We start from the raw sequence: 16,174 nt of genomic DNA, 5'->3' as shown, positions 1-16,174 counted from the left end.
GGAACCCGCTGCGGCCCCCCTTTACCGTTACTTTTTCATCGTTTTCTCATAATCGCTCTTATATTCAGTGATCACTTGGTCGCCGCCATTTTTCTGCCAATTCGCCACCGCCTGCTCAAAGCCCTTCTCGTCAAGTTCACCTATAATGAATTTAGTTCTGGCATCGGTAATCACCTGATCAAGCTGCTTTCCTTTTTCCATGTACGTTTTGGAGAGGAGAGGCAGAGCCGGATTTGGAACGGCATATTTCTCGTTTTCCTGAATCAGCTTATTGAATTTGGCTACGCTTGGATCGACATTGCCTGCAATAGCCTTGCTGCCATCAAATACCATTAACTGGAATAAAGTGTTGTACACCTCATCTGTGAAAACCTTCTCGTCGATGCGAACAGCTTTACCATTTTCTACCTTATAGTGTTTGCCTTCAATTCCCCAAGTCATCAGATTTTGTACTTTCTCATCACCAAGCTTGTCGATAAATGTTAATACCTGCTTGAGCTCAGCCTCTGTTTTTACACTTGTTTTGGGAATCATGAACACACTATTATAGCCGGTGCCCCCTTGTACCTTGATGCCGTTAGGACCGCTTACGTTCGGGATGGTGTCCAGCTTCGCGTTCGGATTCGATTTGAATAAATCAGTAAATCTCGCATTCAAATCATCATAAGCCCCGATGTAGACACCTGCTTTACCTTGATTCAGCAGTACCGTACGGTCTTTAACTACAGGGAAATCACTGTTGAATACTTTATCCGCATACATTTGCTTAAGCAGCTTAAGAGTATCCATGTAAGGCTTGGTCATGAAATCCGGCGTCATGCGGCCGTCTTTATACTCCCAAGTATTAGGTGCCCCCAAAATGGACAGAAAGTGATAAAATTGTGCGCTGTTGGCGTCAAATGCAATACCGAATGTATCGTTCTTTCCATTCTTGTCCGGATCATTATAAGTGAATGCCTTGAACACATTCAATAATTCCTCTATCGTTTTGGGCTCCTGAAGACCCAGGTTATCGAGCCAATCCTTACGGATAATTAGACCGTTACGTGCAATCGCTCTCCACCGGAATATACCGTAAACTTTGCCGTCAATGGAAATGTTATTCAAGCGGGCTGCATCCAGCGTTTTCAAGTTCGGGTAATCCTTCAGATAAGGCCCTACCTCCCAGAATAAGCCGGCCCGCGCCGCCTCGATGATAGCCGGATTGCGATCGTCCTTGACCAGCAGCACCTTCGGCAAATCTCCTGCCACAGCAATGGAAGCCGTAACCTTCTCACTGTAGCTGGCGCTTGGCACCCAAGTCACGTTAAGCTTAGTGTTGGTATATTCCTGCAGCAGCTTCATCGGCTCACTGTCCATTTTGGGCGGCTCAGCAGTCAAATACTGGTTCATCATCGTAATTTCGATCGGACCGGCTGGAGCGGCACCACTTGGTTTCTTTTCTCCTTCATTTGCACATGCCGAAGTGATGACGAGTGATAGGGCACCTGCGGTAAGCAGACCCTTTTTGAATAATCCTTTTGTATCCATTTATATGCCTCCTGATATCATTGTATATTAGTAATTCGTTCAAAGAATCGATTCCGTCTAACCTTTTACAGAGCCGAGCAATACTCCTTTGGCAAAATGCTTTTGCAAAAACGGATACACAAGCAAAATCGGCACTGTCGAGACTACGATAACCGCCATCTTGATCACTTCGCCGGGAGGTGCAACATAGTCGTTGCCCATTTGCTGGGAATCCCCGATTCCCCCTTGGGATAAAATGACAATTTGGCGAAGCCATACTTGAATGGGCCATTTTGTATTATCGTTGATGTACAGAATAGCATTAAAAAATGTATTCCAGTGCCCCACTGAATAAAATAAGGCAAAGGTAGCCATTGCTGGAAGCGAAAGCGGCAGCACAATTCGGATTAAAATCTGAAAATCATTGCAGCCATCGATTTTGGCCGATTCCTCCAGCCCGTCTGGAAGCTGCTGAAAGAAATTTCTCAGTATAATCAGGTTAAACGCGCTTATAGCACCTGGAATGAGCAGCGACCAATAACTATTTAGCATCCCAAACGATTTGACGACAAGAAATGTCGGAATCATGCCTCCGCTGAACAGCATCGTAAACAGTACGAGCAGCATGATAGGCCGGCGCCCGACAAATTCATTTCTCGCGAGCGGATAAGCCGTCAAAGTTGTGAAAAAAAGATTGATTAAAGTCCCTGTAACGGTGATGAAGATCGTCACGCCTAGACTCCACAGAATTGTTTTTGTTGAAAAAATATACCGGTAACCATCCAGAGAGAATTGAGTCGGAAACAAGACAACTCCGCGCTTGACCAACTCTTCTGAAGCTGTAAGCGAGCCTGACAGTACGAATAAAAATGGAACGACTGCAAATAAAGCAACTGCGATCAGGATACCGGCATTAACTATATCAAAAAAGCGTGAACCGAGCGATTGGCGAACCATGGCAACATCCTCCTTTCCACATTAGTAAACTCCCTGCTCTCCCATCTTCTTGGCCAATTTGTTAGCTGCAAGCACCATGGCCAAGCCTACTAACGACTTAAACAAGCCGACCGCTGTGCTGAAGCTGAATTGTCCTTGTTGTACACCATTGGAGTATACATAAGTATCAAATACCTCTCCTACTTCCCTATTTGTAGAATTGAGCATCAGGAAGATTTGTTCGAAGCCGGTATCGAGAAAATTGCCGAGACGAAGTATGAATAAGATGACAATAGTGCTGCGAATAGCCGGCAATGTGATATGCCATAGCTGTCTTAAGCGGCTAGCCCCGTCCATCTTGGCAGCTTCATACAGAGTTGGATCCACCCCAGAGAGTGCAGCCAGAAAAATAATCGTTCCCCAACCGGATTCCTTCCATATGACCTCAAGAATGATCATCGGACGGAACCAGTCGTTAGACATCAAGAAATTGATTTTGCCCATTCCGGCATCGACGAGCATATTGGTGATGATGCCCCCCTCTGTTGAGAAGAAGGTATACACCATCCCGACAACGACTACCCATGATACGAAATGCGGAATGTAGATAGCTGTCTGGATCGACCTTTTGAACCATTCCAGCCGCAGCTCATTAAGCATCAACGCGATTACTATCGGGATTGGAAAGAAGAAAGCGATATTATAGATAGCCAGTATAAATGTATTTTTAAACAGCAGCCAGAACACCGGGTCATGGAAAAAACGGTCAAAGTGCTTGAAGCCAACCCAAGGGCTGTTCCAAAACCCGCGAAACGGGAGATAATCCTTGAAAGCAATTAAGACCCCCCACATTGGTAAATATTTGAACAAGGCGAAATACAACAAGCCCGGAGTAACCATTACATACAAGTAGCGGCTTTTGACAATCCGGCTCCAGAGAAGGCTTGCCTTACGGCTGTAATTAGTCTGTGCCGCGTTCGTTACCTGAGTTTTCAATCTTCATCCTCCCGTCTTGTTGTTTAACAGTTCATGTGGATTCATACCAAGTACATCTTCAATACGAATCGGGCGGTTCTCCTGGACCGATCTCCAGACGGCTTCACCCGCAGCTACTGAATAAGCGCCATCCATCGAGCCCGACAAAATGGGATACGCCCGCTTCGGATCGGAGCCGAGGAAAATATCCTCCAGCAAGGCCGGATCTCCCCCGCCGTGACCACCTTCCCTATGTACGACATGTATCGTTTCCTTCGATCCGAATAACGGGAAGTAATCGATAGTTTGTTCCGGCACCGGGAACGGTACTCTTCCAGAGGAATGGTATTCCATCGTTTCGATGCGGCCCTTCGTTCCATTAATGGCAAGGCGGTAGCCTTCATAAGGAAGCGAGAAATTGACGGAGTAGGACAGCAGCGCTCCGCCGTCATATTTGACGTTCGTTGAATAGGTATCTTCGATATTGATTTCCGAATCGAAGATACAGGAATCAGCCCGATAAAGGCTGTACGGTGCTTTAGCATTTGCGTCTGCCGGGCCTTCCGTACCGATATGGTCATCTTTCACATGTACTTCCTTGCTTCGGGATGACCAACGCATAAAATAGTTGCAATCCTGTTTGACATCACAGGTTGCACAATAGCGTCCGTCCTCCTTTTTCGGATTCATGGCTCCATCAGTCCCGTAATAGTTGCGCGCTCCATAAGCAAACACTTCTTTCGGCTTCTGGCCAATCCACCAATTAACCAAATCGAAATGATGGGAGCTCTTATGAATGGACAGCCCTCCGGAATGCTCGCGAATACGATTCCACCGTTTAAAGTAGCTGGCTCCATGGTAGGTGTCGATGTACCAATTTAAATCCACAGAGGTCACTCTGCCGACCTTTCCTTCCAGCACCATTTCTTTAATGCGGCTATGAATCGGAGCGTAACGGTAATTAAATGTAACGGTGACCGTCCCTTTACTCCTTGCTTCCGCCTCCATAATTTTGCGGCAATCATCGCCGGTTGTAGCCATCGGCTTCTCGGACAGCACATCCAGATCATGCTCCAGCGCCTGGATAATGTATCCGGCATGAGTATCGTCCCGTCCGACTACGATTATCACATCTGGCTTTGTCCTTTCAACCATCAAAGCGAATTCGGACGGATTGTATTCAGGTACAGCCGCTAATTCCGGGTATTTGATTTTACAAACCTCAAACCGTCTGGGATCGCTATCCAGCAATCCAACGATGTCAGCTTGATTCGAAAAGGTTTTGAGCATCGGGCCGATAAACATTTTCATGCTTCGATTACTGACCCCGCATATGGCGTATCTTTTTCTCATGCAGCACCTCATTTGTAATAATGAACTTCAGGTCGACCGTTGAACCTGACTCTATTATTTATTACAGCACTAATAACTGGCTACAATCCTCAAAGCGACAATTGAATGGCTGACATGCGAAAAGCGTGCTGCGGCGGGCATTTAGGACCCGATAATCCTAAGCGCTGCTTTTAGTAATCTTTATAGATACAACGTGTAATTGACCGTGGAAATTGGGGAATTGGATGGGATAAACAGCAAGAACCTGAGGCTCGGCCTCAGGTTCTTGTTATCAAGTTATAGGTTGTGCCACCTTTGTTTCCTTATGAGCCAAAGGAGTACAGCTTGCTCCATTGCTTGCCGCCATCCGTTGTTTTATACAAAACGGAAGGCTTGGAGTACGCATACGTCAGCAGCCAGCCTTGTTTGTCATCCACGAACGATGCAACGGCATCCTGCCCGGGAAGCTTCTGGCTTCCATTCGTCCAGTTCGTTCCCGCGTCAAGCGTCCAGCCAACGGATACCTCACCCGCGTCTCCGCATGCGCGGCAATAACCCAGCATGAAAGCAGCTTGCGGAGATAGCGGCAGCAGCTGTCCGGGACTATTGCCTGGACCTTTAGGTACGTTTTCACTGCCGGATTGATACCCGGGAGCCGGTCCGCCTCCTGCCGTAGAATTGGCCACAACAGGGATCCATTTATTCCCGCCGTCCTTACTATGCAGCAGCGAATAAGAGGTCTGTGTCATACCTGAATCTCCAATAAGCTGAACCCAAACATCATCTTTGTTTGTCGATCGGATCACAGCCCCATTCAATATGCTCCCGACGGGTTGGCTATACACGGATTGCCACGTTTTTCCCCCGTCCTTTGTATGTTCAATTTGGAACTTATCCCCATTGTTTACTACAGCCCAGCCAACTGAACTGGAATTAAAGTAAGCTTCACCTGATATTCCAGCAGGAACTGGAAGCTCCTTCCATGTTTTTCCGCCATCCTGTGTAGTTTTATTTCCGCTGAAGCCTTCTTGCTCGGATATAAAATGAATTTCCTTACCTAATGCAGCCGATGGATTAATGACCGTCCAGTTTGCACCTCCGTCAACCGTATGAAGAAGGTTGCTTTTCTTCGGGCTTCCGGCTGGAGAGCCTGCCCCAGGGCCATTCATTTCGCCTTCATATGCCCAGCCTACTTTCGGCTTATCGCTTAAAAATGAAAACAAAGCAATATTCCCTGTTCCTGAATATTGTTTATCCCAATGCTGTCCCCCATCTGTTGTATGGGAGATAAAGCCATTGCCGCCTGCCCAGCCTTCAGTTGCACTAACGAAAGCAACCGCTGTTGCAGCAGCCTTGGACTTCGTCTGATCAGAATTCGCCGGATTTCCTTGCGAAGGGTCCTGAGGCTTGGAAGAAGGCACAGAGCCTGTTCCATCCGTTGGTTTGGCTGCCGGATCCGTCCCGGGTGCCGGTTGGCTGATTGCCGCTGCTGTCGGTTCTGGCTTCACAGCCGCGCCTCCAGCCGCAGGTTTATTGTCACATCCGGCAACTATCAGCAGAACGATGGTCGAGAGCAGAGCCAGCTGCGTTATGCGTAAGTATCTCATCTCTATTCCTCCCTGTTCTAATGGATTTAGCGATTTAATTTGCTTGCTTGTGTCCGACCTTATAGACGATTCTTAAACAAATTAAGTTACAACTATTTTAGACAAAATAAAGAAGGCTGAATCAGTTCAGCCTCCACATTCATTATTTTTTATATGGTTTAGTCGCGACCTTGCAGTTTCAATACTTTGTATGGATGCAGCTCCGCATCAACCACATCAGCGATAACAACAGGATCATTATCAAAAATACGGCGCGCTTCTTCCTCTGAATCCGCTTTAAAAACAACCATGCCATATGCGCCGTCCGTACATGCCCCCGACATTATGAGAATGCCTTCAGCCTGCAGCCCGTTACAATAATCGAAGTGAGCGCCCATCGCTGTCATTTCTACAAGCGTTAACGTTTGCAGGAAATCCTCACGCCTCGGTTTAAAAATATAAACAAATTCCAACTGTTCCATTAATCCTTATCTCCTTTTGTTAACGCTTCTTTAACGAAAATACTTATAATAGTCATTCACATAGTAATTGAACTTTTGACGATGTGTCAAGCCATCTTAATCGAGGAATCCGGATGGGATATCTTCCGGCTCAATTGCTCGCTTGTTCTATCATGCAAAAAACAGGGTAACCGCCGCTAGTAGATTCAGCTTAGTTGAAAAAATCAAAAAGCGCCCTGCCACACAAGGGCAAGGCGCTTTCATTGATTACCAGCGGAGATTTCTGCACACCTTCGCCTTTATGGAAGCTTCCGCTTTTACACCGCTTTTCTTGAACAATTCTTTAATAGTCTTTTGGAAATTGTCTTCATTGCCCTTCACCGCCGATTTCTTAGGTTTGAGTAAGTCGACGCGATAAGGCCCAGCTTCCGCTCTCGCAATAGGTCCGTCAGTTCGACAATTGGTATCGAAATCAATTCCTAGCTTGTAACCAGCCTGCAAATTTCCTATTCCGGCCGTAAGCTTGGCCATAGCCTCCATTGAAAACTCATTCTTGGCAATATCCTCGAACGGAGAAACCTCTATTCCTAGCCCTACACCAAAGCCAGTGTCTACGCAGGAAGAAACACCCTCACTGTCGATGCACACCTTGCCGCCAATCCCGACAACCGCGTATACGGATGCTCCTACGCACACTTGACCGCAAGGATCGCGAAACATAATCGGGTTGTTATTGACATATGCATACAGATTCGTCTGACCGCTTTCGAGTAGAACTGAATCCCGTGCCGTCCAGCGGCCTGATACAGGGTCATAATCACGGAAACCAAAGCGAATCAACCCCGTATCCCGATCCTCCAAGCCGCCCGCATAGCCGATCAGTAGAACAAAGGCCGGATTAGAATCGGATTGCAAGCCGCCATAGCTGTCATAACGCAGTTCCTTCACGACAGCGCCGTCGCTGTCCAGTACCCGTTGAGGCGTGCCCACAGCATCAGAGACGACATAGTATCGCGTTCCACCTCTCTCCAGCGCAATGAGCAATCCCATTTCGTTGTAGTAATACATGGAGAGTTGGCCGTTCGGATCAACCGATGCTGTCAATAGATGGAGCGACTCGGGATTTCCGTACAAATACTGCGTCTTCCTGCCTTGGCTGTCTTCCTTGGCAACCCTTCGGCCGATGCCGTCATACGTATACTTATAGGTGCCATTGGTCAAAGCATTCATATACGTGACGCCAGTAACACTCTGGTTGTATGTGCCACCAGTAACGGAATTAGTAGTCGTGAAGCCGCTCCCGGCACTGTTCACAGTCGCTTCGAGCAGCTCGCCACGAACACCGTAGCTGTACGTATCCGAGCCCCGCTGTTTAAGGAATCCGTCTACATCGAATGTGTAGGCAAGAGAGCCTACACGCTCCAACACATCGTGCTCCCCGTAAACACTGACCACTTGCGCTGCTCCGTTAACAAGACTCGTGATCCGGTTTTTATTCACATCATAGCTGTACACTTCCGTAACCGCATTGCCGCCCGGCTCCATCCGCGTCATGCCTTTCAGTTGTCCGTCAAGATCATACTCGTAATGAGTGGTCTCCTTGCCCTTCGCGGAATCGACTATAATGTCTGTTACAAAGTCTCTGGCATCATAAGCATAGTGTGCCTTGTATACCTGGCTTCCCTTCAGCAAATAGGTTACACTGTCGATTTTGCCATACCTGTCGTAATCCACTTGAATGTCCATCTTGCCATCATCCATGGAACCGACTGCCTTCAACGGACCGCCGCGTTTAAACTGGAAGGGACCGAATTTAGTCAGGTTGTCTTCCTTGTCATATTGGAATGGCGTGTTATACACAGCTCCACCGACCGTCATCCCGATATTCGTCAGATTAAAGAAACCATCGTATTCGTAATTGAACGAGGCGTTCGCTTTGCCTGCCAGCACCATCGTATCGATGCTCTCGCCCTTATAACCATATTCGATCTTTTGGCTTCTTGTGCTGTCCTGTGGCATCACGCTTTCGATCGTTTTGGCAAAATCCGACTTGCCCAAATACGTAAACTTGCGCTGTATATCGGCATCGTTGATGCCAACAGGCCGCTTACCCTCGCCAGACTCAAGCACGTGGTCAATCGCACGTCCGCTTCGCATCACGGTATTTACCAGATTGCCCCCATTGTCATGCTCCGGATTGTACCAAAGCCCGGAACCTTGTGGGGCGAAGCCATCGAATTGACCTCGTTTATTAAATTGCTGCACGTACTTGGAATTATCAGGCATCGTAAGCCCCGTAAAGTTGCCAAGACCATCGTAATCTTTGCGATATACTCTATTCCCCGGAGTGGTAATAGAGGTAATGCGTCCCGCATCGTCATATTCGTATTTCTTCACGCTGCCGAATGCATCCGTCTCCTTCTCGATCAAATTTTGACTATTGTACGAATATTGTACGAACTTCTCCCCTTGCTGAACTCTCTCCAACCGACCGATACTATCGTAGAAAGATTCAATGGGGAACAGATCTGCCCCCGGCCAAGCCACCTTGCTAACCCGATCCCACGCATCTAAATACGTTTCGGTCACGGTGCCTCCGGCTGTTGTATCCGTAAATTTATGGCTTGCTCTGACGTATTCGATGGTGGAAACATCGCCGTTAAGAGTATGCCGGACCTTGTAAGACACCAGCTCATTGTTACTAGTCATCACAGCGGATCGTTCTTCCTTGAAATTGGTAACCTTACCATCAGGTGAGGTGTAGGTTAGCTCCGCAACGAACGGCGTATTCTTTCCCATTCGCGGGTCAGTCCCGAATTTCTTACTCACCTTGGTGCCGTCTGGCAATGTTGCCGTTTCACTCTGCTCAGCTATTTTCTCCGTTACCGTTTTGTAGCCGCTCGGGTCTGTCAGCGTATGCGTCGTTTTGCCATTTGCCGTCACAGTCTCATACGTTGTCTTTCGGTTGCTGGGATCGGTGAATGTTACGATATTACCATTGTTGATGTACGCTTTCTGCAGTGTTTTGACGCCGCCCTCCGGATCGACCGCTTGCACCAGTTTACCGAACTCATCGTAAGCGTACTGGCTCACGCCTTGCTCCGGATCTGTGTACTCCGTGAGCAGTCCTCCCGCGTACTTCATTCGATAAGTCTCCCCAGCGGGGTTCGTAATGGAGATAAGCTCGCCGCTGCCATCGACCTCAAGTATCGTCCGCTGCCCTCCTGGCGCTACAATCGCCGTCGGTTTGCCTTGCGCATCACGTTCAATACGGATCAGGTTTCCGTTGCGCTCGGTTATCGATAGCAGGCGACCGTCATTATCATACCCGAACATTCTCAGCTCAGCGCCGGATAATGCACTTACGTTTTGCATGATCCTTCCGGTTGCCCGATCGAAGACATTTACCGACAAGCCGTCCTCTTCCGGAAATTCTGCTAATTCGAAATAAGATCTGTCGACCCGATAGAAGGCGCCCTTGAGATCATTGTTAAAAATGAAGTTGCCATTATAATCTATTGCAGACAATGAAAGAAATCCTTTGGCTGCTGCATTTGCATGGTCGAAGTTTATTTCCTCCACAATTCCTTCCTTATTGATTCTGTAAAGCTTTGCTGCTTCCCAGGTATATCTTCTAGCTTCGATCATGAGGTTACCTTCACCATCAATAAACATCTTGTTCGGGCTGAATAACGTCTGTTTAGCAGGCACACCGTGATCAATCACTCGTTCGGTAGAATAATCATCCGGTGAGACCCCAGCAATCATTGTTATTAATCCGTCGGGGCTTATTTTTCTTATTCTTGTAGCATTGTAGGAATAGCTAGAATCCTCGATGTAAACAGAACCGTCAGACCCCGCCACAACACGAGACGATTTGCCAATAGTATCATTGTTTGCCCTGCCGCTGTCTGCTCCGGACTTACTACTACCCATGACTTGAATACGGCCATCCGTGCTGATCCGATGCAAAATATTATACGGTGAAGTCAGGATTCGACCAGTGAAATACAGATTTCCGTCCGCAGCTCCCGCTATACTGAAGATCCTAGGTAAATCCGATTCTGCCGCAACAGACCCATCGATGATTTCGTTCGTTGCATCTTTCCCCGTCCCCGCAAAAACAGTCCAGTTTTTCTTGTCAAATTTTTTCTGGTAAATCTGCATCTTGGCTGGCGAATACAGATAGACGTTACCCTTTAAGTCAGAGCTTAACATTCGGTACGCATCCATCACCGGCAATGGGTCACTCTTGTCGACGGTTCCATCATTATTTAGACGTGCGACAATTTGATAAGGATCGCCGGTTTCATTTCTTCCGTTAGCTATAAAATACAACGATTTACCGGGACCAGGGGCTATATCACTACTCAAACCGTAATCATTACCTAGCCTATCCCGTATATCCAGATTTCGTAATTCATTGTAAAACATTGTTTTTTTATTACGGTCTCCCTCGTAAATTATATTTGCTTCCATGTTGAGCATATGATGCGCATCCAAGCTCCAGCCTGCAACTCCCGCTTGCTCGAACGGATTGTTCGGGCTCTCCAGAGAACCGTACCAGACACGTGATAGCGGTATTTGCGTAAATTCCCTAATCGCTCCGATCACCACTCCTGAGCCGCTGAGCCGCCCAAAGCTTTGCTCGAAATCACTCCGGGCCGCATAATATTGGAGCCCATAATGATTCGTTACCGTTACTTTATACGGATGCTTGCCGATCAGCTTCCTTGCGTAAGCATCTATCCCATCCCATTGAAGCGTATGCGTAACATTGGGAGCAGGGCTGAACGTTTTCTTAAACGATTTCCCCCCGATATCGATCGTGACACTCATCGAAAGCAGCGAGCTTGGAATCGAATTTCCGCTGACCGGAATGATTAGCTTTGATTTCTCCTTATTACCGGGGGTTCTCGTACTGATGTAATTCAAGTTCATTCCCGTTCCATCAATCGGGATCGCCTGACCTAAGCTTTGGTTCTGACAACCGATGATCGATCCCACTTGTTCACAAGGGTCCTCCTCTTCCTCCCGCTTGGGATCTTCGTCGATAGGAGGCTCTGCATCCAGCGGCGGCCCGTACGGCCAGTTGCAATCCCATGGCGTGAAGTGCTCGATCGGAACGCGCCACAAGCTTTGGCCTGCCGTGTATATCCCGGCTAACTTCTGTCTCTCCTTATCGGTAAAGCCTAATGTGCGCAGCTTCTCCGAGCTGTCAGCTGCCCCGTCCCCGTCTGTATCGATGGAGGCGATTCCTCCGTCTACACTGACGATACCGATGATTTTCCCGTTATTTGAGGCGACCCAGCGGCCTTCTTCACGGTCGTAATAACCCATTGGCACGGCTCCACCTACAGGAAATTCCAAGTAATTCTCTACGTAATAATATAATCGTTGATTGAAGCGAACCTCTGTCGCTCCCGCTTGCACAGCCTCGTCCGCCGACAGCTCAATGGCATGCGTGTATCCAACATAATCCGGCAGGTCGCCAGGCATGCTTTTCAGCCCGTTCTCCCCCACCGTATATTCGGTAGCGCGGAGGTGTATTTCCGTAAGCGGTACTACCGAGCCATTCGGCAGCTTCATGGTAGCAGCCGTTCCCTCCGGAATTACAACCGTCGGTCGTCTGGCGCCATCTCCATCTGTAACGGGAGAGCCTTGGGCTACCTGAACATCCGTTGCTGTCTTCAAGTCAACAACCGTCACCTTCGTGTCATAAGCTTTCAGTACAACATCCGGCAACGCAGCATAATCCCCTGCTGTAACCGTTATTTTACGCTGAACGGGCATATATCCTTCTTTGGATAATTGAACGTTGATGATTCCACCGCCGTTTACGGCGAGATCGAACATACCGTCTGTACGGCTTCTGGTAACGCCCAGTTCGTCATGGTTCAATATCGTAGCAAGAACCCCTGCTAGCGGCAGTCCCGCTGCGTCCAACACTTTGCCCCGTATAACGGACACGAGCTCAGCTATAATAGCTCCCTCATCCACGCCCGTTTGCAGCGGCTGGCTCCCGGTATAAAGAAACTTGACCGTTGAATCGAAGGATGGCAAAGCTGTCGACGGAAGCTGAGAAGCCACCGTAACCGGGTCAGGCGGTGGGCTGCTCGGTTCGACAGGAGCGAGAGACACAGGAAGGGAACGATCCGATTCGTTTCCTTCCACGTCGTAAGCAGTCACGGCGAATAGATAAGCTCTGCCGTTTTTCAAGCCTTTCACCGAAGCCGCGGTTGCTTTGCCCATATTGGGACCGGCGCTCCAGGTCGTTCCGTTGTCCATCGAGTAGAAGATGTGATATCCCGCTAAATCCGGCTCGCTATTCGCTGTCCAGCTCAAGCTTACGAACGTATCTCCTGGCAAGCCGCCAAATCCGGCAGGCACAGCCGGAGTTGTTTCTGAAGGAGCTTGCGGAGTAATTTTCACCCCAGCCGACTTCTCCGATTCACTGCCGCCATTGTTATATGCCGTCACAGCCAATACGTACTCCTTGCCATTGACGAGACCAGTTACCGTATAGGTCGTGACGTTGCCCGCATCCGTACGCTGCCAAGTGGTTCCACCGTCACCCGAAACATACACGTTGTAACCAGCTATATCGGTTTCCGTATTTGCCCTCCAATTCAGTTGAGCCTTACCGTTACCGGCGACCGCGACTACATCGGCAGGAACGGACGGCGGGACTTGAGGCGGAGGCGATATTAGCTTAGCCTCAGACCGGGAAGACTCGTTTCCAGCCCCATCATACGCTGTGACAGCGAACAGAACGGCTCCAGTAATTCTCTTCTGATATTGTGCTTGTGCCAGGCTTACAAGTCCATCCAAGACCCAAGTGTCTCCGTTATCCGTCGACATATAAACCTTGTAGCCAGCCAGGTCGCTTTCGCTGTTTGCACTCCAAGTCAATGAAGCAAAACCGTTCGAAAACTCGCCATCCAGTCCGGTTGGCTTGGCTGGCGGTGTCGTGTCAGGCGGTGGCTGCGGCGTCACATCCGCTGTGGTCGACTTCGCCGACTCGTTGCCGGACGCATCATACGCCGTCACCGCAAAGCGGTACAACGCCCCGTTCGTCAGTCCGCTCGCTATATGGCTCGCCACGCGGCCGACATTCGTTCCGGCATCCCATGTCGCCCCGTTGTCGGCTGACACGTACACCTTGTAGCCGGCCAAGTCGGCTTCGCTGTTGGCCGCCCAGTTCAGCTGCGCCGAACCGTTGCCAGCTGTGCCGGTCAGGCCCGTCGGCGCGCTAGGCGGCGTCGTGTCGGACGGCTGCTGCGGCCTCACATCCGCCGTAGCCGACTTCGCCGACTCGTTGCCGGACGCATCATACGCCGTCACCGCAAAGCGGTACAACGCCCCGTTCGTCAGTCCGCTCGCTATATGGCTCGCCACGCGGCCGACAATCGTTCCGGCATCCCATGTCGCCCCGTTGTCGGCTGACACGTACACCTTGTAGCCGGCCAAATCGGCTTCGCTGTTGGCCGCCCAGCTCAGCTGCACCGAACCGTTGCCGGCTGTGCCGGTCAGGCCCGTCGGTGCATTCGGCACTAGATCGATTTGCGGCCTATTATTGCTAGAGCCTCTACCGGATGAAACCGCTGCGATAGCTCGAGCTCCGTCGATCGAAATAGAACCCATTTGCAGTTTTTGCCCCACTCCTAAAGAGGTGTAAGTTTCAACAGCGTCGTATTTACGACAATCGCAGTCAGTCAATTGCGATTGCTCTGAATCAAGCAGCGACAATCCATGCACCGTTTGGGCGCTTGCCGCAAAAACATCCTCAGGCCGACCACCTTCAGCTATAAGACGCGACAGGTTCTTATCCTCCAGGAGCGTCAATCGGTACGTCTTCTCCGGTAGCACATTCGCCCGGAACATACCGTCCACACCGGTGACGGCATAGAATGTCGGATTGGTCGTAAACGAAAGAAGTATGCCAACTGACGGTTTACCGTCTGACCCGATCACTTTTCCTTCAATTTCCGCCGCATATCCAGCCGCTATTTCAAAACTTGTGTGTCCCTCTTCATAAAGAACAGGTTGATAGGCCACATACCCGTCCTTTAGGATATGTACATCATAATTTCCGAACGGAATCGAAACAGCAAAATCACCTTGCTCATTCGTTCGTCCCCACGCCTTGAACATCCGCTTCCCTTTCTCATGAATGAACACATCGGCTTCAACCAGCATCGAACCGTCAGGCTTATTGACCTTGACGGTCAACAACGTTGATTCCGGCTTCACTCCTGAAGCTCCTTTCATTTCTGCCAGCTTCCCGGCACGATGCACAATAACAGCTGCTTCCGCCCGGGTCAGCTTTCTATCCCCATGGAAAGCTCCATCGTCATAACCTTGGATAACACCCGCCTTGTGCAGCGCTGAAACTGACGGAGAAGCCCATTCGGGAATGAGTCCCTTATCTGTAAAAGACTGATCATTCGGATCGGCCAGCTTCAGCATACGATTCAGCATAACAGCTATTTCGAACCGGTTCACGTCGTCATTAGGATGAAAATTTCCGTCTGCATAACCTTTAATAATTCCGAGGCTTGCGGCCTGGTTCACATCGGAGGCGAACCATTGATCCGAAACGTCGGGGAATATGCCGTTTTTTTTGTCCTTGGCATTGCCAGTCAGCCGAGCCAACCATACCGCAGTTTCCGCTCGTGTGACGGCTCTCTCGGGTTGAAACGTCCCGTCCTCGAAGCCTTGAATAATTCCTTCATTCACAAGTCCATTGATTTCCTGCTCAGCCCATGCAGGCAGCTTATCTGTTAGCTTCAACCCGCTGTTCCCTTTTGAAGCCGCAGGCTGATCAGCCGCGCTCACTGGTGCAACAGCCTGAAGAAGCAAAATAAATATCATGAACTGCAAAAAAACTTTCTTAAAAGAGCGATAGCTCATATTTTAAATCCTCCTTCTTAATCCGTGTGACAAATTCGATAAGATTGATACATTTTGTATCAAAACTAATAAAACTCTACCTTATTTCAGCTAAAGCAGCCCTTTTCCCGAGCTAATTTCCCTCCGTTTCTTTACAGCATTCCCCTCTACTATCTTCCTAGAGAGCATGAATTTCAGACAGAGCCTATAATCCCTTTTTTCAAAATGACCAAGTAATATATTTAGTGTGATCAAGTAACATGTAACTGAAAGTTAACTAACTGTATCTCATTTACCCCAATGCCGCTCAGCCTGTAAAAAGAAAAGACGCACCTCCATATTGGAAGTACGCCCTTGTATGGGTCGAGGATCTAGACTTTTCCTGATGCAGCTTGCCCTAACGTAGTGATAAGTCCGTCCATGCTCGTCGTATTTTTTTCATGCTGATATTGGGCAAGCTCGGACTCTCCTTTTTTCTCAACC

7 protein-coding genes are annotated in these 16,174 nt (G+C 48.9%); all 7 read right to left on the bottom strand.

The genetic code is table 11. The features are described from left to right. Positions 1 to 27 precede the first annotated feature (27 nt). Positions 28 to 1,530: an extracellular solute-binding protein gene (locus tag NV381_RS25925; protein ID WP_258216198.1), complete on the bottom strand. Its 1,503-nt coding sequence runs from the start codon at positions 1,528 to 1,530 to the stop codon at positions 28 to 30. 57 nt (positions 1,531 to 1,587) lie between these two features. Then, positions 1,588 to 2,466, bottom strand: a complete 879-nt coding sequence (locus NV381_RS25920; protein WP_258216197.1) for a carbohydrate ABC transporter permease — start codon at positions 2,464 to 2,466, stop codon at positions 1,588 to 1,590. A 21-nt stretch (positions 2,467 to 2,487) separates the two neighbouring features. Next, on the bottom strand, positions 2,488 to 3,345 hold the full coding sequence (locus NV381_RS25915) for an ABC transporter permease (RefSeq protein ID WP_379369784.1): 858 nt from the start codon (positions 3,343 to 3,345) through the stop codon (positions 2,488 to 2,490). 99 nt (positions 3,346 to 3,444) lie between these two features. After that, positions 3,445 to 4,773: a Gfo/Idh/MocA family protein gene (locus NV381_RS25910; protein WP_258216196.1), complete on the bottom strand. Its 1,329-nt coding sequence runs from the start codon at positions 4,771 to 4,773 to the stop codon at positions 3,445 to 3,447. Positions 4,774 to 5,075: 302 nt separating this feature from the next. Beyond that, positions 5,076 to 6,359 carry a WD40/YVTN/BNR-like repeat-containing protein gene (locus NV381_RS25905; RefSeq protein WP_258216195.1) on the bottom strand — a complete coding sequence of 428 codons (1,284 nt, stop codon included), beginning with the start codon at positions 6,357 to 6,359 and terminating at the stop codon, positions 5,076 to 5,078. A 158-nt stretch (positions 6,360 to 6,517) separates the two neighbouring features. Then, positions 6,518 to 6,820, bottom strand: coding sequence for a YciI family protein (locus NV381_RS25900; RefSeq protein ID WP_258216194.1), 303 nt, complete (start codon positions 6,818 to 6,820; stop codon positions 6,518 to 6,520). 246 nt (positions 6,821 to 7,066) lie between these two features. Then, positions 7,067 to 15,712, bottom strand: coding sequence for a fibronectin type III domain-containing protein (locus tag NV381_RS25895; RefSeq protein ID WP_258216193.1), 8,646 nt, complete (start codon positions 15,710 to 15,712; stop codon positions 7,067 to 7,069). Between the last annotated feature and the right edge of the window lie 462 nt (positions 15,713 to 16,174).

The organism is Paenibacillus radicis (ex Xue et al. 2023), assembly GCF_024722015.1.
Lineage (GTDB): Bacteria > Bacillota > Bacilli > Paenibacillales > NBRC-103111 > Paenibacillus_S.
The sequence above is the reverse complement of the archived record's forward strand: the minus strand, read 5'-3'. Positions and strand labels throughout refer to the sequence as shown.

Excerpts from the sequence above, each read along its gene's own strand:
- NV381_RS25915 (WP_379369784.1), bottom strand. The coding sequence starts at position 3,345 with ATGGTTACTCCGGGCTTGTTGTATTTCGCCTTGTTCAAATATTTACCA.
- NV381_RS25900 (WP_258216194.1), bottom strand. The coding sequence starts at position 6,820 with ATGGAACAGTTGGAATTTGTTTATATTTTTAAACCGAGGCGTGAGGAT.
- NV381_RS25895 (WP_258216193.1), bottom strand. The coding sequence starts at position 15,712 with ATGAGCTATCGCTCTTTTAAGAAAGTTTTTTTGCAGTTCATGATATTT.
- NV381_RS25910 (WP_258216196.1), bottom strand. The coding sequence starts at position 4,773 with ATGAGAAAAAGATACGCCATATGCGGGGTCAGTAATCGAAGCATGAAA.
- NV381_RS25925 (WP_258216198.1), bottom strand. The coding sequence starts at position 1,530 with ATGGATACAAAAGGATTATTCAAAAAGGGTCTGCTTACCGCAGGTGCC.
- NV381_RS25920 (WP_258216197.1), bottom strand. The coding sequence starts at position 2,466 with ATGGTTCGCCAATCGCTCGGTTCACGCTTTTTTGATATAGTTAATGCC.
- NV381_RS25905 (WP_258216195.1), bottom strand. The coding sequence starts at position 6,359 with ATGAGATACTTACGCATAACGCAGCTGGCTCTGCTCTCGACCATCGTT.